This is a genomic window from Pseudomonas taiwanensis DSM 21245 (assembly GCF_000425785.1).
Taxonomy (GTDB): Bacteria; Pseudomonadota; Gammaproteobacteria; order Pseudomonadales; family Pseudomonadaceae; genus Aquipseudomonas; species Aquipseudomonas taiwanensis.
On the sequence record NZ_AUEC01000019.1, the window covers coordinates 127,980 to 148,729 of the forward strand.

The window sequence follows — 20,750 nt, forward strand, 5'->3', positions numbered from 1 at the left end:
AAATCGTAATTTAGAATGGAAAATATCCGTTTAGCTGATATTTTATTCTCATGACCCCAGAACAACTGATAACGTTCGCCACGGTTGCGGAACACGGCAACATCAGCCATGCGGCCCAGGCGCTGCACCTGTCGCAGCCGGCGGTGTCTGGCCAGCTCAAGTTGCTGCAGGAGGCCTTTGGCGAACCTCTCTATCAGCGCGCCGGCCGGGGTGTGCGGCTGACAGCTGCCGGGGAGCAGTTGCTGGCCCATGCTGAGCGCCTGCGCGAAACGTTTCGTCAGGCCCAGGCATTGCGCGAGGCCATGCGTGGGCTGGAGCGCGGTACCTTGCGCATCGGCGCCAGCACCACGCCGGCCAGCTACCTGCTGCCGTACCTGATTGCCGATTTCCATGCTCGCTACCCGGAGGTGCTGGTGAGCACTTCCAACGGCAACACGGCGGAGATCGTCGCCGCGCTCGACAGCGTCGACATCGCCCTGATCGAAGGGCCGCCGGGACAGGAGCTGCCATTGGGCACGGTGGTGACGGCGTGGCGGGAAGACGAGATCGTCGCCATCGTGCCGCGTGGGCATCCGCTGGCTGGCAGTGACCAGCAAACGCTGGCGGCGCTAGGGGCCTACCCACTGGTGCTGCGCGAGAGCGGCTCGGGTGTGCGACAGATCGTCGAGCGGGCATTTGCCCGCAGCGGCGTGGCGATGCGTGTGGCGCTGGAGATTGCCGGGGTGGAAGGGGTGAAGGAGGCGGTGCGGGCCGGGATGGGGATCGGTTTCGTGTCGGCGATGTCGATCCGTCACGAGGATGGCGCGTTGCACCGGTTGCAGGTTGTGCCGCAGGCGTTGGTGCGGCGGTTTTCCATTCTGGTCCCGCATGCCGCCTCCCCGTCGCGGGCGGCGGCGCGGTTTCTGGAATTATGTAATGGCCTGCAAGCGTCGGGTTGACTGTGTTGGCCGCCAATTACCGGCTTTGTGATCGAAGTTTATTGCCGGGGCGGTATAGCGTCGAGGGGAATTGACGCGTCAGCCAAGTGGTCTGTTAAAACTGCCAGTGTTCAGGCCACGGCTTTCTCTTTAAAGTGGCCCTTCCGTCAGGCGCGGGGTGATTCACGATGGATCGTTGTTTTCGCAGTGCCAGCTGCCACAACCGTCAGTGCCATGACTAGGCCTACACGCCCTATGGTATGTCCGTCAGTTCCCAATGTTCATCGCGTGTTGGTTTTGCCGGCCAATGGCAGGACACACACAGTGGCTGTTATCTGCTGGGTATGGGGCGGCGGATGTACGATCCCTCACTGGGTCGTTTTGTCAGCCCCGACGTCTTGAGCCCGTTTGGTAGCGGCGGTGTAAATGCCTATGCCTACTGCGCTGGCGATCCAGTGAATTACGTCGACCCTTCAGGGCTCAGCAGGAGCGGCGTCGGAAGGCAAGCGAATCCTCAAAAGCGCTTGGATATCAGCGTTCTGAAAAGCGCGAATCTTCGACCAAGCTTGTATCCACAGCTCGCGAACTTTAGGCAACAGGCTAAGGGAATGACTGGACGGCCCATGGGAAGGGAAACAGTAGTTGCACGGATATATAAGCACGGGGTTCCGCACTACGGTTACAATAGATGGGATTTAACATACAACTTTGCTGCTGATGAGTTTTCAGCTAATTTTGTGTATGGGTCACCTATTCTTCATCTGCCGGCTGGTAACGATGAGGTAAAAAAGAATAACTACGTATTGGGTGTTGGAGCGTTTCAGCCCGCACGTGGGCTCAGGAATTATAAATCTTATGAAGTCCGTAAAGCAGATCTTGGAGGCTTTTCTCTTCCTGCTGCTCAGCACCCTAGAGCGCAACTTGCAGAGTCTGCATGGCCTGAAGTCGCCAAAGCAATTTGGGATGTGCGTCTTCGACGGGAAGTTGACCAATTTGACAAGATGCTGCAAAGCTATTCACCACCAGACGCCCCCACGCCACCCCCCAGGCGGCGTTAACCTGGGAAGCGAGTGCGCCTGACACCCGGCCGGGACCCTCAGCGGCGAACCTTGCACCGCACCGATACACTGGCCGCCGCGCTCGACCATGGCGATGAAGAAGGTTACCCGGGGGATAGCCAGAGGGCACCGCTCAGGCCCAGCACCGGCGGGTTGCGCAAGGTAAGCGCATCGCCCAGGTGTTTATCCGATCGCGACATCGGTTGTGGCCTGGCTGCGCCGTGTCACTCGTCTGCGTAATTCATGATCGACAACAGGCGGATGGGTACCTGCACCAGCTGCTCGGGGCCGTGCGGGGTCTCGCCGTCGAAGGTCAGGCTGTCACCGGCCTGCATGTGATAGAGCTGGTTGCCGTGGCGATACACCAGCTCGCCCTCCAGCAAGTGGAGGAACTCGGTGCCGGGGTGAGCGAAGGTCGGGAATTCTTCACTGGCGTCGTCCATGGTCACCATGTACGCCTCGAAGTTTTTTTTCGGCCCCCTGGCGTGATTGAGCAGATGGTAGGTGTGGCCTTTTTCAGTCCCGCGGCGAACCACCTCCAATCCTTCGCCGGCCTTCACCAGCAAGGCATTGCCGTCGGGCTGGTCATATTGGCTGAACAGCTTTGCCATCGGCATACCCAGCACGTCGCACAGGCGACTGAGCGTGTCGAGGCTGGTGGACACTTGGGCGTTCTCGATCTTGCTCAGCATGCCTTGGCTGATGCCGGCGATGCGCGCCACATCGGCGAGCTTGAGGGACTGGGCCTGGCGCTGGCGCTTGATCTGCAGGCCCAGGTACTGCTCAAGGCGGAGGCGGGGTTCGGTCTCGGTCAACATCACGTTTCCTTTCACGCGTTGCACTGTTTCAGTTCAGGAATAAAGATTTCGCACTGGGAAAGCGCAGGGTGAGGCTGCAGCAGACGCCTCTTTCCTCGGGTGAAAACTAGTTTCCCACATATATAAAAGAAAAACTGCCCCATGGCCGGACTGGCTTCATCGTCGACAAGCCGGCGCCTGCACGGGTAAAGCATTACCCCAAGCGCCGGCTTGCTGGCGACAGGGGCACTCCTGGCAAAAAGTTGGCAAGGCTGTTGCATTCCTGATAGGAAAGTAAATTTCCCGTGCGGAATTACATGCAGGTCCACCATGCCTTGCCCCCTTACCCAGGAGTGTTCAACCCATGTTGCCAGCAGAAACCCAGCGCACCCTCGATCAACACGGCATCAAGTACGTGTTGGCCCAATTCGTCGATATCCATGGCTCGGCGAAAACCAAATCGGTGCCGGTATCGGGCCTGAAGATGGTGGCCGAGGAGGGCGCCGGCTTCGCCGGGTTCGCCATCTGCGGTATGGGCATGGAACCCCATGGTCCGGACTTCATGGCCCGTGGTGATCTGTCCACACTGATCCCGGTGCCTTGGCAGCCCGGCTATGGTCGCGTGGTGTGCGTCGGTCACGTCAATGGCCAACCCTGGCCTTACGACAGCCGCTACGTGCTGCAACAACAGGTACAGCGCCTGGCCGACAAAGGCTGGACCCTGAACACTGGCCTCGAACCGGAGTTCAGCCTGTTTCGTCGGGACGAAAGCGGCAAGCTGCAGTTGGTGGATGCCTCGGACAACCTCGACAAACCTTGCTACGACTACAAAGGCTTGTCGCGTTCGCGGCTGTTCCTCGAGCGCCTGACCGAGGCCCTGCAGCCGGTCGGCTTCGACATCTACCAGATAGACCACGAGGATGCCAACGGCCAGTTCGAGATCAACTACACCTATTCCGATGCCATGGAGTCGGCCGACCGTTTCACGTTCTTCCGCATGGCCGCCGGCGAGATCGCCAACGACCTGGGGATGATCTGCTCGTTCATGCCCAAACCTGACCCCAAGCGTGCGGGCAATGGCATGCACTTTCACCTGTCGCTGGCCAGCAGCACCAACAAGAACCTGTTCCACGATCCCTCCGACAGCAGCGGCATGGGACTGTCCAAGCTGGCCTACCACTTCGCCGCCGGCCTATTGGCCCATGGGCCGGCCCTGTGTGCCTTCGCCGCGCCAACGGTCAACTCGTACAAGCGCCTGGTGGTGGGCCGTTCGCTGTCTGGCGCCACCTGGGCTCCGGCTTTCGTCGCCTACGGCGCCAACAATCGCTCGGCCATGGTGCGCATTCCTTACGGGCGCCTGGAGTTTCGCCTGCCGGACGCGGGCTGCAACCCTTATCTGGTCACCGCCGCGATCATCGCCGCCGGCCTGGATGGTATCGACCGGCAGTTGGAGCCGGGCGAGATGTGCAACGAGAACCTCTACAACCTCAGCCTCGAAGAGATCGCCGACCGCGGCATCAAGACCCTGCCGCAGTCGCTCAAGGAAGCCGCCGACGCCCTGGAGGCCGACCCGCTGTTCCGCGAGGTGTTGGGTGCCGAGATCGTCGACGAGTTCATCAAGCTCAAGCGCATGGAGTGGGTGGAATACAGCCGCCATGTCTCCGACTGGGAAATCCAGCGTTACACCGAGTTCTTCTGACCGCCCCCAATCCCCTGGGCGGCTACAGCGAGCGCGGTCGCCCACTGCCTTGTAAGGAGTATCACCATGTGTGGAATCGTAGGTCTGTACCTGAAAAAGCCCGAGCTGGAGGCCCAACTCGGCAAGCTGTTCGAACCCATGCTGCAAGCCATGACCGATCGCGGCCCCGACAGTGCCGGCTTTGCCATCTACGGCGACGAAGTGGCCGAGGGTTGGGTTAAGTTGACCTTGCAGGCCAGCGACATCGACTACCCCTGGACCGCCCTGATGGGCGAGCTGGAAGGGCGTCTTGGCTGCTCGCTGGACTGGTTCCAGAACGCCAGTGCCGCCGTGTTGAAGGTACACAGCAGCGAGGCCGCCGTGCGCCAGGCACTGGTCGAGCTGGCGCCGAACGTGCGCATCATGAGCGCTGGGCGGAGCATCGAGATTCTCAAGGGCATGGGCCTACCGGCGGAGATTTCCAGCCGTTTCGGCCTGGCCACCATGAAGGGCAGCCACATCATTGGTCATACCCGCATGGCCACCGAAAGCGCGGTGACCATGGAGGGCAGCCACCCGTTTTCCACCGGCGCCGACCTGTGCCTGGTGCACAACGGCTCGCTGTCCAACCACTTCCGTCTGCGCCAGGAGCTCAAGCGCGAAGGCATCAGCTTCGAGACCGACAACGACACCGAGGTGGCTGCCGGCTACCTGACCTGGCGCCTTCGCCAGGGCGACACCCTGGCCCAGGCCCTGGATGGTGCGCTGGAGGACCTGGATGGCTTCTTCACTTTCGCCATCGGCACCCGCAACGGCTTTGCCGTGATTCGCGACCCGATCGCCTGCAAGCCGGCGGTGCTGGCCGAGACCGATGACTACGTGGCCATGGCCTCGGAGTACCAGGCCCTGGCCAGTCTGCCAGGCATCGACAAGGCCAGGGTCTGGGAACCAGCACCCGCCACCCTCTACGTCTGGGAGCGCGAAAGCGCCTGACCCTTTCACCGAACACTGGAGCACTTGCATGAAGACCATCGACCTTTCCAGCGCCTCGGTGCGCGAGCTCAACCAGGCCTTGCACGGCGAGGTGCAAGACCGTGAATGGCGGGTCAGCCACCCGGACGGCAAGCACAACCTGGCTGTAGGCATCAACCAGGCCGTTTCCGTGGACATCGACGGCCATGCCGGCTACTACTGCGCCGGAATGAACCAGAGGGCTAGCGTTACCGTGCACGGCAATGTCGGCGTGGGCGTTGCCGAGAACATGATGTCCGGCTCCGTGCGCGTCAAGGGCAGCGCCTCGCAAGCAGCCGGCGCGACTGCCCATGGCGGCTTGCTGGTGATCGAGGGCGATGCCGGAGCGCGTTGCGGCATTTCCATGAAGGGCGTGGACATCGTCGTCGGCGGCAGCATTGGCCATATGAGCTGCTTCATGGGCCAGGCCGGGCGCCTGGTGGTGTGCGGCGATGCGGGCGATGCACTGGGCGATTCACTGTATGAGGTGCGTATCTACGTCAAAGGCACGGTGCAGTCGCTGGGTTCTGACTGCATCGAAAAGGAAATGCGCGCCGAACACCTGCAAGAGCTGCAAGAGCTGCTGAACAAGGCCGGCCTCGACCACAAGGCCGCCGATTTCAAACGCTACGGCTCGGCTCGCCAGCTGTACAACTTCAAAGTCGACAACGCCAGCGCGTACTGAATCAGGAGCACCATCATGAGCGAGCAACCCACCCCGGTACTGCGTGAGTCGGCCACCTTCGACCGCCTGACCATCCAGGAAATCCAGCGCGCCGCCGAAACCGGCATCTATGACATTCGTGGCGGTGGCACCAAGCGCCGTGTGCCGCATTTCGACGATCTGTTGCTGCTGGGCGCCAGCGTGTCGCGGTACCCGTTGGAAGGCTACCGCGAAAAATGCGGCACGGACGTAGTCCTGGGCACCCGTTTTGCCAAGAAGCCGATACACCTGAAAATCCCGGTGACCATCGCCGGCATGAGCTTCGGCGCGTTGTCAGCCAACGCCAAGGAGGCTCTGGGCCGTGGGGCCACCATCGCCGGTACCAGTACCACCACCGGTGACGGCGGCATGACCACGGAAGAGCGCGGCCAGTCGCAGCATCTTGTCTACCAGTACCTGCCTTCGCGCTATGGCATGAACCCGGATGACCTGCGCAAGGCCGACGCCATCGAGATCGTCCTTGGCCAGGGCGCCAAGCCTGGCGGCGGCGGTATGTTGCTGGGCATGAAAGTGACCGAGCGGGTGGCCGGTATGCGCACCTTGCCGATCGGGGTCGATCAGCGCAGCGCCTGCCGCCACCCGGATTGGACCGGACCGGATGACCTGGCGATCAAGATTGCCGAGCTGCGCGAGATCACCGATTGGGAAAAGCCCATCTACGTCAAGATCGGTGCCAGCCGACCGTACTATGACGTGAAGCTGGCGGTGAAGGCCGGTGCGGACGTGATCGTGCTCGACGGCATGCAGGGCGGTACCGCAGCGACCCAGGAAGTGTTCATTGAGCACGTGGGTATCCCGATCCTGCCAGCCATCCCGCAAGCGGTGCAGGCGCTGCAGGAAATGGGCATGCACCGCCAGGTTCAACTGATTGTCTCCGGAGGCATCCGCAATGGTGCTGACGTGGCCAAAGCCATGGCCTTGGGCGCCGATGCCGTGGCCATCGGGACTGCCGCGCTGATCGCCCTGGGCGACAACCATCCACGGCTGGATGCCGAACTGAAAAAAATCGGCTCGGCTGCCGGCTTCTACGACGACTGGCAGAACGGCCGAGACCCAGCGGGTATCACCACGCAGGACCCGGAGCTGGCCAAGCGCCTGAACCCGGAGGAGGCCGGTCGTCGCCTGGCCAACTACCTGCGGGTCCTGGTGCTCGAAGCCCAGACCATGGCCCGCGCCTGCGGCAAGTCGCACCTGCACAACCTTGACCCTGAGGACCTGGTGGCGCTGACGGTGGAAGCAGCGGCCATGGCGCGGGTGCCGCTGGCGGGTACTGCCTGGGTACCGGGGCAGGCGCAGTACTGATGTTGTTGCACTGACTGCTCTGGTCTCATCGCCGGCTTGCCGGCGATGAGACCGATGCAACGCCTACATCGGCAACAGCCGATCCTGGATCACCTCTTTCATCACCAATGTCGAACTCAAGCGTTTCACATTGGGAATGCTGGTCAATTGCTCGTCGTACAGCTTCTGAAACGCCGGCAGGTCCTTGGCCACCACATGCAACAAGTAATCTGGGTCGCCAAACAACCGCTGGGCCTCGACGATCTGCGGAATTTCACCCAGTGCGCCTTCGAAATCGGCCACGGGCTGGCGGGTGACTTCGCGCAAGGTGACGAACACCAATGCCGCGAAATTGAGCCCCAAGGCCGAGGGCGCTAAGCGTGCGTGATAGCCAAGAATCGCGCCGTTCTCCTCCAGCGCCTTCAGCCGCCTGTGGCATGGCGACAGGCTCAGGCCGACGCGGTCGGCGAGCTCTGTGACCGACAGCCGACCGTCTTTTTGCAGTTCGGCAAGTATCTTTCTGTCTGTTCTGTCCATTGGGAAGAATCTTCCACCAAATAACGTTCCGCGGGGAATATACGAAAGAAAATCCCCTGGCGGAACCCGTACGCTGTGTCCATCCCCTACCGCGTGCAAAGGAAGTTTCAAGTGGCTATGAGTGTGCTGATGGCGTTCTGGGCCGTGTCGTTGCTGTTCGTGATTACCCCCGGAGCCGACTGGGCATATGCCATCTCGGCGGGCATGCGTGGGCGCTGGGTGATGCCGGCGGTAGCAGGAATGCTGTCGGGGCATTTCATGGCCACACTGGTGGTGGCGGCGGGTGTTGGTACCGTGCTGGCGGGGCACCCCGTGGCCTTGATGTTGCTGACGCTGGCCGGCTGCATCTACTTGCTGTGGCTGGGCGGCAATCTGTTGCTCAGCCCACCGGTGCCGCAATCGGGGCAAAGCAGTATTGCTGACTCTGGCAAGCGCTGGGCACTGAAGGGCTTTTGCGTGAGCGGCCTGAACCCCAAGGTGTTCCTGTTGTTCCTGGCCTTGCTGCCGCAGTTCACCGACCCGCAATCGAGCTGGCCGGTACCGTTGCAGATTCTGCTGCTGGGCCTGGTGCACTTGTGCAGTTCGCTGGTGGTCTATTCGCTGGTGGGGTACGGCGCCAAGGCGGTGCTGAGCAGCCGTCCGGGCGCGGCCAGGATGGTCGGGCGGGTGTCAGGGGGGGTGATGATCCTGGTCGCAGTGGGGTTGATTGCGGGGCAGTTGGGCAGTTGATCACGCCTTTGTCGGCTCAGCGCATGAAATGCACTTTGCCGGTATCGTCATTACCCATGTAGATCCCATACACCCCCGCCTGCCGTTCAAGGATGTAACGCTCGAGAATCTGTCGGATCGCCGGGTAGTAGATGTCGTCCCAGGGAATCTCGTCAGGCTCGAAGAACTGGTAAGCCATTGTCTCGGGCCCGAACTGGCCGGTCTCTTCGGTGGCGATGGCGCGGAAGATGATGTACACCTCGCTGATCTTCGGCACGCTGAAGATCGAATAAGGCGAGACGATATCGGCGCGCACGCCGCTTTCTTCCCAGACTTCGCGCAGGGCCGCCTGTTCGGTGGTTTCACCGGCCTCCATGAAACCGGCCGGCAAGGTCCAGGTGCCTGGACGGGGAGGGATGGCACGCTGGCACAGCAGGTACTTGCCCTCGCGCTCGATGATGCAGCCGGCGATGATCTTCGGGTTGATGTAGTGGACGTAGCCACAGCCAGGGCAGTGCAGGCGCTCGTGGGTGTCGCCAGTGGGAACGCCCCGGGCCAGTTCCGTGGTGCAGTGCGGGCAGTAGCGCGGGGCGGTGGGCATGGTCAGCGGCCTATGCGAGGTTCCTTGAGGGCCAGGGGCTCGACGATATCGCGCACCTTGGTGTTGTCGTCCTGCTTCTGGCGCAGGTATTCCAGCGCTACCTTGGCGGCGGCGCGAACGTGGTCGACCGAAGCTTGGTGGGCAACCACTGGGTCGCCACTCTTGATCGCCTCGACAATCTTCTCCATCTCACGGTTGCTGGCGCCGCGGCGGTTCTCTTGCGACACCGAAGTGGCGCGCAGGTAGCTGATGCGGGCCTGAAGCTGGCGTAGCTGTTGCGCCGCCACCTGGTTGCCGGAGCCTTCGAGCAGGACGTCGTAGAAGCCTTGTACCGACTCGAGCACTTGCTGCAGTTCGCCTTCTTCGAGGGCTTCGCGGTTGACCTCGAGGGCGCGCTCAAGGGCGCGGATGTCCTTGGCCTTGGCGTTGAGCGTGAACAGCTGCACGATCAGGCCTTCGAGTACACAGCGCAGCTCGTAGATGTCGCGGGCATCTTCCAGGGTGATGATGGCAACGCGTGGGCCCTTGGCGTCGGCGAATTCCACCAGGCCTTCGGATTCCAGGTGACGCAGGGCTTCGCGCACCGAGGTGCGGCTCACGCCAAGGCGGTCGCAGAGGTCGCGCTCTACCAGGCGGTCGCCTGGTAGAAGGTGGAAATTCATGATCGCGCCGCGCAGCTTGTCGAGCACGATTTCACGCAGAGTAACGGGGTTGCGGTTGACCTTGAAGCTGTCGTCGAGTGGCTGGCGTTTCATCAGGTGCGCTCTTTATGAGGCTGTTGCGCCAACATCGCGGAGTGCCTTGAACCTGGCACTCCTTGCAGTGGTTCGAACAGCCCGTTGTTAACGGGTTGACTCCGCATCGGCTTCGGCGAACGCTTCGCGGGCCAGGCGGAAACTGTCCACCGCCGCGGGTACGCCGCAATAAATGCCGACCTGGAGCAGGATCTCGCGAATCTGTTCACGGCTCAGGCCATTGCGCAATGCGCCGCGAATGTGCAGCTTGAGCTCGTGGGGCCGGTTGAGCGCGGAAATCATGGCCAAGTTTATCATGCTGCGCTCTTTGAGCGACAAGCCTTCGCGGCCCCAGACGTGGCCCCAGCAGTACTCGGTGACCAGCTCCTGCAAGGGCTTGGTGAAGTCGTCGGCATTCTGGATCGAACGGTTGACGTACTCCTCGCCCAGCACCTGGGTACGGATCTGCAGGCCCTTGTCGTACTTTTCGTTGCTCATTGCCGTGCTCCGAATGAAAAAGGGGGCCGCAACCGAGGGTGAGAGGGTGGGCGCGGCCCCTGAAAACAGGGGAATGTGTGTGAGCTTCTGCGCGGTTTTACCCGCGAAGAAGCCAACACCGCTTCCTTGGGGGTCTTAACCCAAAGGTGGCAGGGCACCTAGCTTGCCTTTGTGGTAGACCATCGGCGTCACCGGCTCGGCTGGCAGCACCAGGTTCTTCACCGCGCCAACGATGATCGCGTGGTCGCCGCCGTCGTATTCACGCCACAGTTCGCACTCTATGATCGCCGTGGCCTTGCTCAGCAACGGGTTGCCCAGTTCGCTCAGGTGCCATTCGATGCCTTTGGCCTTGTCCTTGCCTTTACCGGCGAAGGCGTAAGCCTCAGCAGTCTGGTCGGCTGACAGCAGGTGAATGGCGAACTGCTTGCTGTCACGCAGGATCGGGTAGGTGTCGGAGGCGTAGTTGGGACAGAACAGCACCAGTGCCGGGTCGATCGACAGCGCGCTGAACGCGCTGGCGGTGATGCCGACGATGGCGCCGTCGGCATCGAGGGTGGTGACCACCGTCACGCCGGACGGGAAGGAGCTCATCACGTCTTTGTAGATGCCAGGTTCGATCATCTCGTGTTACCTCTTAGCGCATCACGAACGGGTCGGGCATCGGCGCGGTGGAGAGATTGATCCACACCGTCTTCAGCTCGGTATAAGCCAGCACCGAGTCGATGCCGCTCTCACGGCCGTAGCCGCTGTTCTTGAAGCCACCGATCGGCGCCATGGCCGACACGGCACGGTAGGTGTTGACCCAAATGATGCCGGAGCGTACGTCACGGGCCAGGCGATGGGCACGGCCCAGGTCACGGGTCCAGATCCCGGCTGCCAGGCCGAACTGGGAGTCGTTGGCGATTGCCAAGGCCTCTTCCTCGGTCTTGAAGCGGATCACCGCCGCGACCGGGCCGAATACCTCTTCCTGCATGATGGTCATCGAGTTGCTGTCGCACTCGAACAGGGTCGGCTCGTAGAACCAGCCGTCCCCCTCGACCTCGGCACGCTTGCCACCCATGTGCAATTTGGCGCCTTCGGCCTTGGCGGCCGCAACCAGGCCTTCGACCACGGCCAGTTGCTGGGCGGTGGCCATCGGGCCCATCTCGCTGGCATCGTCCTGCGGATTACCGATACGAATGCGCTTGGCGCGGGCGATCAGGCGCTCGACGAACTCATCGAAGATCTCATCCTGCACCAGCAAGCGCGAACCTGCCACGCAGCTTTGTCCCGAGGCGGCATAGATGCCGGCTACGGCGCCGTTGATGGCGCTGTCCAGGTCAGCGTCGGCGAAGATGATGTTTGGCGACTTGCCACCCAGCTCCAGGGACAGCTTGGCGAAGTTCTCGGCGCTGCTGCGCACCACATGGCGGGCGGTAGCAGCACCGCCGGTGAAGGCGATCTTGCGCACCAGTGGATGGCGGGTAAGCGCTGCGCCAGTGCTTGGGCCGTAGCCGGTCACCACGTTGACCACGCCAGCCGGGAAGCCGGCTTCTAGGGCCAGGCGGGCCAGCTCCAGAATGGTCGCTGAGGCGTGCTCGGACGGCTTGAGCACGATGGTGTTGCCGGCGGCCAGAGCCGGCGCCAGCTTGATCGCGGTCAGGTACAGTGGGCTGTTCCACGGGATGATCCCGGCCACCACGCCGATCGGCTCGTGCACGGTGTAGGCGAACAGGTCAGGCTTGTCCAGCGGCAGGGTGCCGCCTTCGAGCTTGTCGGCCAGGCCTGCGGTGTAGTGGAAGAACTCCGGCAGGTAGCCGACCTGGCCGCGGGTTTCGCGGATCAGCTTGCCGTTGTCGCGGCTTTCGAGCTGGGCGAGGTGCTCTTTGTTCTGGGCGATCAGATCGCCGAGGCGACGCAGCAGCTTGCCTCGGGCGGTCGCGGTGAGGCTGCGCCAGGCTCTGCTGTCGAAGGCACGCTGGGCGGCCTGCACGGCCAGTTCGACATCGGCCTCACCGGCGTCGGGCAGTTGCGCCCAGGCCTTGGCGGTAGCCGGGTCGAGGCTGTCGAAGGTCTTGCCGCTCTGGGCATCGAGCCATTGGCCGTCGATGCACATCTGGAAACGAACGAGGGTCATGCAACAATCCCCTTGGCGGATTCGGTAAGGGTGCGGGCTTGCGCCAGGAAGTCCAGAAGCATCTTGTTGACTTCCCGCGGCGCTTCCACCGGCATCATATGCCGTTGCTCGGCGAGGACCACGCTTTGCGCACCAGGAATGCGCGCGGCAAGCTGGCGAGTCATGGCCGGGGTGGAGCCTGCGTCGAGTTCACCGGTGGCGATCAGCGTCGGCACCTGGATGCTGCCCAGGTCGTCGGCGCGATACATGTCTTGGGTGGCGAACAGCGCATAAGTGGTGTGATAGCCCTGCGGATCGTTGCTCGCCAGCACCTGGCGGATGGCGGCGACCTGCGCGGGGTTGGCGGCTTTGTATTCGCGGCTGAACCAGCGGTCGAGCGCGGCATCGACGTTGGCGTCCGGGCCTTGTTGCGCAGCCTGGGCGGCACGGGCGATGACGCCGGCGCTCTGCTCGGGGGTGCGGTTGAACACGCTGTTGAGCACCACCAGCGCGGCAAGGCGCTGCCGGTGGTGAAGGGCGAATGCGCGCGCCACCAGGCCACCCATCGAGAAGCCAATCACGGTGGCTTGGGCAATCTGCAGGTGATCGAGCAGTTCGGCCAGTTGGTCGGCGTAGCCTTCCAGGCCTACGTCGGGCGGTGGCAGGGCGCTCTGGCCATGGCCGAGCATGTCATAGGCGATGACCCGATAGTCGTTGGCCAGGCCCACGAACTGCCCGCCCCACATTTCTTTGTTCAGGCCCACGCCGTGGATCAACACCACAGGTTGGCCCTGGCCTTGGACCAGGTAGCTGGTTCCGGCCGGTGTACGTTCAGCGACAGGCTGAATCATGGAGGGCGCTCCTTGAAGGTCGGGCGTGGCGCTTGCACGCAACGCCCCGGCCCGTCTTGGTTGTTGTTATTGAGCGTTGGCTTTTTCGGCAGCCAGTTCTTCCAGGTCGATGTAGCGGTTGCCGATGCGCGGGTGCAGGCGACCGCCGTCGGAGGCGCCCAGGACCACGACGATTTCATCGGCGCGCGGGGCGTCTTCGATCTGCATTTCCAGGGTGATGTAGTGAGAACGCAGGCCTTCGTCGTCCTTCTGCATCATCGGGATCTGAATCGAGGTGCCTGGGCCGCCGCGCTTGTTGGTGAAGCTCAGGTAGCTCTTGGCCTTGACGGCTTCGCGGTAATGGTTGCCGAAGCGCAGGGTGTGGATCACGGCGGAAGCGTGTTCGATTTCGCCATCGGCGCCGACCACGGCGGCCTTGCCGTAGGCTTCGATCTTGTCGGCACCGCCGATGGCGGCGGTCAGGCGCTCGACCATCAGCGCGCCCAGCTCGGAGCAGTTGGCGCGGATTTCCGGCTTCAGATCCTCAACGAAACCGCGACCGGCCCATGGGTTCTTGATCACCACGGCCAGGCCGACCATGGTCACTGGCTTGTCGGTGGCTTTGCCGCCTTCGATGCGGGTCTCTTCGGAGTAGGTGACGATCTTGCGGATTTCGAAACTCATGGGGGGCTCCTGGTGAGGGTTATCAGCTCTTGTTGTCTGATGGTATACCATAATATTTGTTGTGCAAGAGGTGCCGAACAATTTCTCTGGTCAGGGGGACGAAAGGTGGGCTGATCCCTTGGTTTTTGGGCTGTCTGTGCTGGACTTCTCGCGGGTAGCCATGCACCTGCAGGTGCTGCACTGTTCTCGATTTCAGTGGGCTGGCGATGGGAACGCCGCCCATGCAAAAAAATGCCCGCTCACGCGGGCCACGAGGGCCCGCGGGAGCGGGCTCATCCCGCAACGGTTTCAGGCAATGGGAATTCAGGCGAACGCCGGCACCACTTCCTTGATGAAGAGTTCGAGCGACTTTTTCTTCTCGGCGTGGGGCAGGCTGTTGTCGCACCAGAAGCTGAACTCGTCGACGCCCAGTTCCTGGTAGTACTTGATGCGCGCGATGATTTCTTCCGGCGTGCCGATCATGGTGTTCTTGCGGATATTCTCCAGCGCGAACGCCGGCACTTCAGCGAACTTGGACTCCGGGCTTGGCTCGAGGAATCCGTTGACCGGCGTGGTCTTGTTGCCGAACCAGGCGTCGAAGGTGCGGTAGAAGCGCGAGATGGCCTGGGCGCCAACCTTCCAGCCTTCGGGCTCCGACGGGCTGTGTACGTGGGTGTGACGCAGCACCATCAGTTGCGGGCGCGGTACTTCGGGGTTGTTGTCGAGTGCGGCCTGGAACTTGTTCTTCAGGTCCAGCACTTCTTCGTCGCCCTTCATCAGCGGGGTGACCATGACGTTGCAGCCGTTTTTCACAGCGAAATTGTGCGAGTCCGGGTCGCGCGCGGCGATCCACATCGGGGGCATGCCTTTTTGCACGGGCTTGGGCACGCTGGTGGAGGTCGGGAACTTGTAAACCTCACCCTCATGGGCGTAATCGCCTTCCCACAGTTTGCGTACGGCCGGCACCATTTCACGCAGCGCCTTGCCGCCGTCGGTGGCGGGCATGCCGCTGGCCATGCGGTCGAACTCGAACTGATAGGCGCCACGGGCCAGGCCCACTTCCATGCGACCGTTGCTGATCACGTCCAGCAGGGCGCATTCACCGGCCACGCGGATAGGGTTCCAGAACGGCGCGATGATGGTGCCGGCGCCCAGGCGGATTTTCTCGGTGCGCGCGGCCAGGTAGGCCAGCAGCGGCATCGGGCTCGGCGAGATGGTGTATTCCATGGCGTGGTGTTCGCCGATCCACACGGTGCTGAAACCGCCGTTCTCGGCCATCAGGGTCAGTTCGGTCAGGTCTTCGAACAGCTGGCGATGGCTGACCTGTTCATCCCAACGTTCCATGTGCACGAACAACGAAAATTTCATGGGGCTTTCCTCGGAGCTTTAAGGTGTCGCCTGGTGCGCCAGGCGTCATTGATGACGATAGGTGGCTCAGGCGAAGGCGGGCAGGCTGGCCATCTTGCCGCGGCAGTAGACCATCGGCCGTGGGGCCTCTTCGGGCACGATCAGGTTGTGCACCTTGCCGACCATGATGGCGTGGTCGCCGCCTTCGTATTCACGCCACAATTCGCATTCGATGACGGCGGTGGCGCCGGCCAGAATGGGGTTGCCAAGCTCGCTCAAAGTCCACTCGATACCAGCGGCCTTGTCCTTGCCTTTCTTGGCGAACGCGTAGGCTTCGGTCTGTTGCTCGCCAGAGAGCAGGTGGATGGCAAAGCGCTTGTTGCGCATCAGTACCGGGTAGGAATCGGAGCTGTAGTTCGGGCAGAACAGCACCAGCGGCGGGTCCATGGACAGGGAAGAAAATGCGCTGGCGGTAAGGCCGACGATCGAACCATCGTCGTCCAGGGTGGTGATGACCGTGACGCCGGACGGGAAGGAGCCCAGGACATGCTTGTAGACGGTTGCATCGATCATGGCGAATACCTCGAGAGGGCTGCGGTGGTCCGCGGTTTTTATCGTTGATGTGTCTGATGGTATACCGTAATACTCGATTTGCAAGTGGAATTTTACACCGGGTAAAAATCACGATGAATGGCGCAAGGCCGCATGAACAGCGGCTTTGAAAAAATCAAGCAAGCATTGCGGGTGCTGCTGAACCGGATCAGTTACACATTTTTCAGCCGCATCAGTGTTGTCAAAAGTTTGGAATACCATAATATGGTCTTCAGCTGAGAGGCCGCCCCGCGCGGTTTCCTTACAAAGATAAAAACGACCTTTCGAGCTGAAAACCTATGTCCCAACCGTCGTCGCAACACCAGTTTGTCGAGAATCACACGGTCGATTACGTTCCACCTGCCGAGCGCCATGGGAAGGCGCGTGATCTGTTCACCCTTTGGTTCAGCACCAACATAGCGCCCCTGCCCATCGTCACCGGCGCCATGGTGGTCCAGGTATTCCACCTGAATCTGTTGTGGGGGTTGGTCGCCATCGTGCTGGGTCATCTTGCCGGGGGCGTGGTCATCGCCTTGGCCTCTGCCCAGGGACCGCAGTTGGGCATTCCGCAGATGGTCCAGAGCCGTGGCCAATTCGGCCGCTATGGCGCCTTACTGATCGTGTTCTTCACGGCGCTCATTTATGTGGGCTTCTTCATTTCCAACATCGTGTTGGCGGGCAAGTCGATCCATGGCATCGCCCCCAGCGTGCCGATGCCCACTGCCATCGTCATTGGTGCGCTGAGCGCAACGGCCATTGGTGTGATCGGTTACCGCTTCATCCACACCTTGAACCGTATTGGCACCTGGGTGATGGGCTCGGCATTGCTGGCAGGCTTCATCATGATGTTCGCCCAGCAGCTGCCGGCTGACTTCTTCAGCCGCGGAGGGTTCAACCTGTCAGGCTTCATCGCCACGGTGTCGCTCGGCACTATCTGGCAGATCAGCTTCTCGCCGTACACCTCCGACTACTCGCGCTACCTGCCGCGTGAGGTAGGCATCGCCAAGCCATTCTGGGCGACCTATTTCGGCGCCACACTGGGCACCATTTTGTGCTTCAGTTTCGGTGCCGTGGCGGTGCTGTGCGTGCCGCAAGGTACCGATGCGATGGACGCGGTCAAGCAAGCCACCGGTTGGCTGGGGCCGATCCTGATGGTGCTGTTCCTGCTCAACATCATCAGCCATAACGCCCTCAACCTCTATGGCGCGGTGCTGTCGATCGTCACGGCCATCCAGACCTTCGTCGCCCAGTGGACCCCGAGCATCAAGGTGCGGGTGATTTTGGCGTCGCTGATCTTGGTGGGCTGCGGCCTGGTAGCGCTCAATGCATCGGCGGACTTCATCGGTCAGTTCATCGGCCTGATCCTGGCGCTACTGCTGGTGCTCGTACCGTGGGCATCGATCAACTTGATCGACTTCTACCTGATCAAGAAAGGCCAGTACGACATTGCCTCGATCTTCCGCGCCGATGGCGGTATCTACGGGCGCTTCAACCACCATGCGATTGTCGCCTATGCCTGCGGGATCCTGGTGCAGTTGCCGTTCGCCAACACTTCGCTGTATGTCGGGCCCTACTCGAACATCGTCGAGGGGGCCGACCTGTCGTGGCTGTTTGGCTTGTTGGTGACGGTGCCGCTCTATTACTGCCTGGCGACCCGAGGCAAGGAAGAGAAAGCGGGGCAGGTTGTCAGTGCGAATGACTGACTGGGCTTCGTAACGACCGTGATGGCGCTCCTTTGGCAGCGCCATCTTCGTTTTCGGGGGGCCTACAACGGATAGTGCTTCAGTTCCCGAGCGATCAGCATCCGCTGGATCTCGCTCGAGCCCTCATAGATCTGCGTGATCCGCGCATCGCGGTAATACCGCTCCACCGGATAGTCTTCCAGGTAGCCATAGCCTCCGTGCACCTGAATCGCCATCGAACACACGCGCTCGGCCATTTCCGAAGCGAACAGCTTGGCCTGGGATGCTTCCGACAAGCACGGCTTGCCCGCGCTGCGCAGGCGCGCAGCATGCAGTATCAACAGGCGCGCGGCATTGACCTGTACCTGCATGTCGGCCAGCAGGTTAGCGATGCTCTGGTGTTCATTGATCGGCTTGCCGAACTGCACACGGTCGCGCGAATAGAGAAGGGCAGCCTCGAATGCCGCGCGGGCTATCCCCAAAGCTTGGGCGGCGATGCCTATCCGCCCGCCTTCGAGGTTGGAGAGGGCGATAGCCAGGCCCTTGCCGCGCTCGCCAAGGATGTTGGCGGCCGGAATACGGCAGTTGTCGAGGGAGACCGCGCAGGTATCCGAAGCGCGGATGCCCATCTTGTGCTCGCTACGGTCGACCTTGAACCCCGGATTGTCGGTCGGCACCAGAAAGGCAGAAAGACCCTTCTTGCCCAGCTCCGGGTCGGTGACGGCGAAGACGATGGCCAGTCCGGCACGGCGGGCGTTGCTGACGAACTGCTTGGAGCCGTTGATCACCCATTCGCCGTTGACCAGCTCTGCACGGGTGCGCAGGTTGTGCGCTTCGGAGCCGGCTTGCGGCTCGGTCAGGCAGAAGCAACCGATGACTTCGCCGCTGGCCAGGCGCGGTAGCCAGGCCTGTTGCTGCTCGGGCGTGCCATAAGCCAGCAGCGGGCCGCAACCGACGGAGTTGTGAATGCTCATCATCGCCCCGGTAGCGCCGCAGCCAGCAGCGATCTCCTCGACGGCCAGGGCATAGGCGACATAGTCGGTGTAGCTGCCGCCAAAGTCTTCAGGCACCACCATGCCAAGCAGGCCCAGTTCGCCCATTTTCTTCACCACGGCGTCATCGATCCAGCCGGCCTTTTCCCAAGCCTGGGCGTGGGGGGCGATCTCGCCGCGGGCAAAGTCCCGGGCCATGTCGCGGATCATGATCTGCTCTTCGCTCAGTTCCAGGTCTTGCATGTGCGTACTCCCAGGCTCACAGGCCTTCGAAGAAGTGGTCGACCCGCTGGCGGCTCAGCCCGCTCAAAGTCGGCGGATTCCAGCGTGGTTGTTTGTCCTTGTCGACGATCAGGGCGCGTACGCCTTCGATGATATCGCCGTGCTGGAACCACTGGCGGTCCAGGTGCAACTCCATGGCGAAGCAGTCTTCCAGTGCCAGGTGGCGGCCTCGGCGCAGCATCTCCAAGGTCACTGCCATGGCCAGCGGCGAACGGCTTTCCAGCAGGTCGGCTGTGGCTATGGCCCACGGGCGACTGTCACCGATGCTGACCGCGCGCAGTTGCTCGATGATTGCGAGCGGGTCGGGTTGGGCGAAGAAGTGGTCGATGACGGGGCGCAGCTTTTCCAGAGGGGCATCGTTCAGGGTCTGGGTGCCGAGGGTGGCCATCAGGTTTTGCAGGTCCTTGAGTGGGTATTCGCCGAACGTGATGTTATCCAGGCCTTGCTCCAGGGCAGTGAGGGCGTCGCTGGCCAGGTACCAGTCGGCCAGCCCGCAGTACAAGGCATCGGCGGCCTGGATCTGCACGCCACTGACCCCCAGGTAGATGCCTAGTTCACCGGGAATGCGCGGCAGGAAATAACTGCCGCCCACGTCCGGGAAGTAACCGATGCCCACCTCGGGCATGCCCAGGCGGCTGCGCTCGGTGACGATGCGCAGGTCCGCGCCTTGGGCCAGGCCCATGCCGCCGCCGAGGGTGAAACCGTCCATCAGCACCAGAACCGGTTTGCGGTAGCGATGGATGAGCAGGTCGAGGGCATATTCCTCGACGAAGAAATCTTCGTGAAGCCTGTCACCAGCCTTGAAGCTGTCATGCAGCGAGCGGATATCGCCACCGGCGCAGAAGCCCTTGGGGCCTTCGCCGCGCAGAACCACGGCCTTTACCTGTGCGTCCTCGGCCCACCGGTCCAAGTGCTGGCGCAGGCTGCGCACCATGTCGAGGGTCAGGGCGTTGAGGCCGGTAGGGCGGTTGAGGGTGAGGTGGCCAATGTGGTTGCGAACCTCGGCCAAAACGTGATCCGTTGCCGAGATGTGAGCATGCGCGGTCATCGCGTTCTCCCTGCTTTGTTATTGATTTTCCAAGTGAAGTCTGGAGTGCGCTGGAGTGTCGCAGGATCGTGGCATGCGAATTTACCGTGCACAATCGACAAATCTGCAGGGGTGTCCTGCATTTTTGCCTTATGTGCGCGCCTTCCGGACAAGTCATGCAACTTTAGCGCTGTCGCGTCCCCGCGTCGTCCGTCGCTGGCCACCTTCGATCCTTGCACCGTGAAACATCACGCTTACCGATCTCGCCCGATGTAGTCCGTATCCCACGAGTCGTGTCGAACTGCATCTGACATACATGGGAAGCGCGTCCCCGTACTGTTCTCGCACCGCGACTTGCCACGTTCACCTGTCAGGTCGCAGTCGTTTTCACTACGTTTTCCTAAAGGAGGACAGGGATGTTTGCCGCCGCGAACCAGACCCATTTCAGCTTGCACATCGACGGCCTGGAGCACGATTTCCAGGTCCTCGCCTTCAACGGCACGGAAGCCATCAGCCACGCCTGTGCCATTGACCTCGAGCTGGTGAGCGAATGCCCTTCGCTGGACCTGGAACGCCTGCTACACAAACCCGCTTTCCTCCAGCTCGGCGATGCCGGCCGTGGCCTGCACGGCCTGAGCCCTCCCGCCAACCCGGCCAAGCGCCCGCTGGGCAGTGAGGTGCTGGCATGAGTGGCGAA

General features: G+C 62.0%; 20 protein-coding genes and 2 pseudogenes. 9 read left to right on the top strand and 13 right to left on the bottom strand.

What is annotated here, in order from left to right:
- The first annotated feature begins 50 nt into the window (after positions 1 to 50).
- Positions 51 to 938 (top strand): LysR family transcriptional regulator, encoded by an 888-nt coding sequence (locus tag H620_RS0108815; protein ID WP_023380250.1) that lies wholly within the window; start codon positions 51 to 53, stop codon positions 936 to 938.
- Positions 939 to 1,174: 236 nt separating this feature from the next.
- Positions 1,175 to 1,975: pseudogene (locus tag H620_RS26335) on the top strand (RHS repeat-associated core domain-containing protein); the annotation flags it as partial.
- A 224-nt stretch (positions 1,976 to 2,199) separates the two neighbouring features.
- Here the strand turns inward: H620_RS26335 and H620_RS0108825 are convergent.
- Positions 2,200 to 2,793: a helix-turn-helix domain-containing protein gene (locus H620_RS0108825; RefSeq protein WP_023380252.1), complete on the bottom strand. Its 594-nt coding sequence runs from the start codon at positions 2,791 to 2,793 to the stop codon at positions 2,200 to 2,202.
- Positions 2,794 to 3,136: 343 nt separating this feature from the next.
- Here H620_RS0108825 and glnT point away from each other — a divergent pair, with 343 nt between their 5' ends.
- The 4 genes from glnT to H620_RS0108850 all read left to right on the top strand — a co-directional run bounded on the left by glnT (position 3,137) and on the right by H620_RS0108850 (position 7,487).
- A complete protein-coding gene (gene glnT / locus H620_RS0108835) occupies positions 3,137 to 4,471 on the top strand; it encodes a type III glutamate--ammonia ligase (protein WP_023380254.1) in 1,335 nt (444 codons plus the stop codon).
- 66 nt (positions 4,472 to 4,537) lie between these two features.
- Positions 4,538 to 5,443, top strand: coding sequence for a class II glutamine amidotransferase (locus tag H620_RS0108840; protein WP_023380255.1), 906 nt, complete (start codon positions 4,538 to 4,540; stop codon positions 5,441 to 5,443).
- Between the two features lie 28 nt (positions 5,444 to 5,471).
- On the top strand, positions 5,472 to 6,146 hold the full coding sequence (locus H620_RS0108845) for a GltB/FmdC/FwdC-like GXGXG domain-containing protein (RefSeq protein WP_023380256.1): 675 nt from the start codon (positions 5,472 to 5,474) through the stop codon (positions 6,144 to 6,146).
- Positions 6,147 to 6,161: 15 nt separating this feature from the next.
- Positions 6,162 to 7,487: an FMN-binding glutamate synthase family protein gene (locus H620_RS0108850; protein ID WP_027907194.1), complete on the top strand. Its 1,326-nt coding sequence runs from the start codon at positions 6,162 to 6,164 to the stop codon at positions 7,485 to 7,487.
- Between the two features lie 63 nt (positions 7,488 to 7,550).
- Here the strand turns inward: H620_RS0108850 and H620_RS0108855 are convergent, their stop codons facing one another.
- Positions 7,551 to 8,003: an Lrp/AsnC family transcriptional regulator gene (locus tag H620_RS0108855; RefSeq protein ID WP_023380258.1), complete on the bottom strand. Its 453-nt coding sequence runs from the start codon at positions 8,001 to 8,003 to the stop codon at positions 7,551 to 7,553.
- Positions 8,004 to 8,114: 111 nt separating this feature from the next.
- Here H620_RS0108855 and H620_RS0108860 point away from each other — a divergent pair, with 111 nt between their 5' ends.
- Positions 8,115 to 8,732: a LysE family translocator gene (locus H620_RS0108860; protein WP_023380259.1), complete on the top strand. Its 618-nt coding sequence runs from the start codon at positions 8,115 to 8,117 to the stop codon at positions 8,730 to 8,732.
- A 16-nt stretch (positions 8,733 to 8,748) separates the two neighbouring features.
- On the opposite strand, the gene H620_RS0108865 is transcribed toward H620_RS0108860, so the two are convergent.
- The 9 genes from H620_RS0108865 to H620_RS0108905 form a co-directional block, all read right to left on the bottom strand.
- Positions 8,749 to 9,312, bottom strand: coding sequence for an NUDIX hydrolase (locus H620_RS0108865; RefSeq protein ID WP_027907195.1), 564 nt, complete (start codon positions 9,310 to 9,312; stop codon positions 8,749 to 8,751).
- A 2-nt stretch (positions 9,313 to 9,314) separates the two neighbouring features.
- The gene (locus H620_RS0108870) at positions 9,315 to 10,067 is read right to left on the bottom strand and encodes a GntR family transcriptional regulator (RefSeq protein WP_023380261.1); all 753 of its coding nucleotides are present in this window, start codon (positions 10,065 to 10,067) and stop codon (positions 9,315 to 9,317) included.
- Positions 10,068 to 10,154: 87 nt separating this feature from the next.
- The gene (locus tag H620_RS0108875) at positions 10,155 to 10,544 is read right to left on the bottom strand and encodes a carboxymuconolactone decarboxylase family protein (RefSeq protein ID WP_023380262.1); all 390 of its coding nucleotides are present in this window, start codon (positions 10,542 to 10,544) and stop codon (positions 10,155 to 10,157) included.
- A gap of 135 nt (positions 10,545 to 10,679) precedes the next feature.
- Positions 10,680 to 11,165 (bottom strand): flavin reductase family protein, encoded by a 486-nt coding sequence (locus H620_RS0108880; protein ID WP_027907196.1) that lies wholly within the window; start codon positions 11,163 to 11,165, stop codon positions 10,680 to 10,682.
- A 13-nt stretch (positions 11,166 to 11,178) separates the two neighbouring features.
- Positions 11,179 to 12,660, bottom strand: a complete 1,482-nt coding sequence (locus H620_RS0108885; protein ID WP_023380264.1) for an aldehyde dehydrogenase — start codon at positions 12,658 to 12,660, stop codon at positions 11,179 to 11,181.
- Entirely contained in the window at positions 12,657 to 13,490 is an 834-nt protein-coding gene (locus H620_RS0108890; RefSeq protein WP_023380266.1) for an alpha/beta fold hydrolase, read from the bottom strand. The genes H620_RS0108885 and H620_RS0108890 overlap by 4 nt, the downstream gene beginning before the upstream one ends.
- A gap of 66 nt (positions 13,491 to 13,556) precedes the next feature.
- Positions 13,557 to 14,153, bottom strand: coding sequence for an amino acid synthesis family protein (locus tag H620_RS0108895; protein ID WP_023380267.1), 597 nt, complete (start codon positions 14,151 to 14,153; stop codon positions 13,557 to 13,559).
- Between the two features lie 303 nt (positions 14,154 to 14,456).
- On the bottom strand, positions 14,457 to 15,500 hold the full coding sequence (locus H620_RS0108900) for an LLM class flavin-dependent oxidoreductase (RefSeq protein WP_027907197.1): 1,044 nt from the start codon (positions 15,498 to 15,500) through the stop codon (positions 14,457 to 14,459).
- Positions 15,501 to 15,566: 66 nt separating this feature from the next.
- Positions 15,567 to 16,052 carry a flavin reductase family protein gene (locus H620_RS0108905; protein ID WP_023380269.1) on the bottom strand — a complete coding sequence of 162 codons (486 nt, stop codon included), beginning with the start codon at positions 16,050 to 16,052 and terminating at the stop codon, positions 15,567 to 15,569.
- Between the two features lie 317 nt (positions 16,053 to 16,369).
- Here H620_RS0108905 and H620_RS0108915 point away from each other — a divergent pair, with 317 nt between their 5' ends.
- On the top strand, positions 16,370 to 17,773 hold the full coding sequence (locus H620_RS0108915) for a purine-cytosine permease family protein (RefSeq protein ID WP_023380270.1): 1,404 nt from the start codon (positions 16,370 to 16,372) through the stop codon (positions 17,771 to 17,773).
- A gap of 62 nt (positions 17,774 to 17,835) precedes the next feature.
- Here H620_RS0108915 and H620_RS0108920 read toward each other — a convergent pair whose 3' ends face one another.
- Together H620_RS0108920 and H620_RS0108925 are read right to left on the bottom strand one after the other, a co-directional pair.
- Positions 17,836 to 18,987, bottom strand: coding sequence for an acyl-CoA dehydrogenase family protein (locus tag H620_RS0108920; protein ID WP_023380271.1), 1,152 nt, complete (start codon positions 18,985 to 18,987; stop codon positions 17,836 to 17,838).
- A gap of 16 nt (positions 18,988 to 19,003) precedes the next feature.
- Positions 19,004 to 20,074 carry an enoyl-CoA hydratase/isomerase family protein gene (locus H620_RS0108925; protein ID WP_027907198.1) on the bottom strand — a complete coding sequence of 357 codons (1,071 nt, stop codon included), beginning with the start codon at positions 20,072 to 20,074 and terminating at the stop codon, positions 19,004 to 19,006.
- A gap of 395 nt (positions 20,075 to 20,469) precedes the next feature.
- Between H620_RS0108925 and H620_RS0108930 the strand changes: the two are divergent.
- Positions 20,470 to 20,688: pseudogene (locus H620_RS0108930) on the top strand (type VI secretion system tip protein VgrG); the annotation flags it as partial.
- Positions 20,689 to 20,750: the final 62 nt, after the last annotated feature.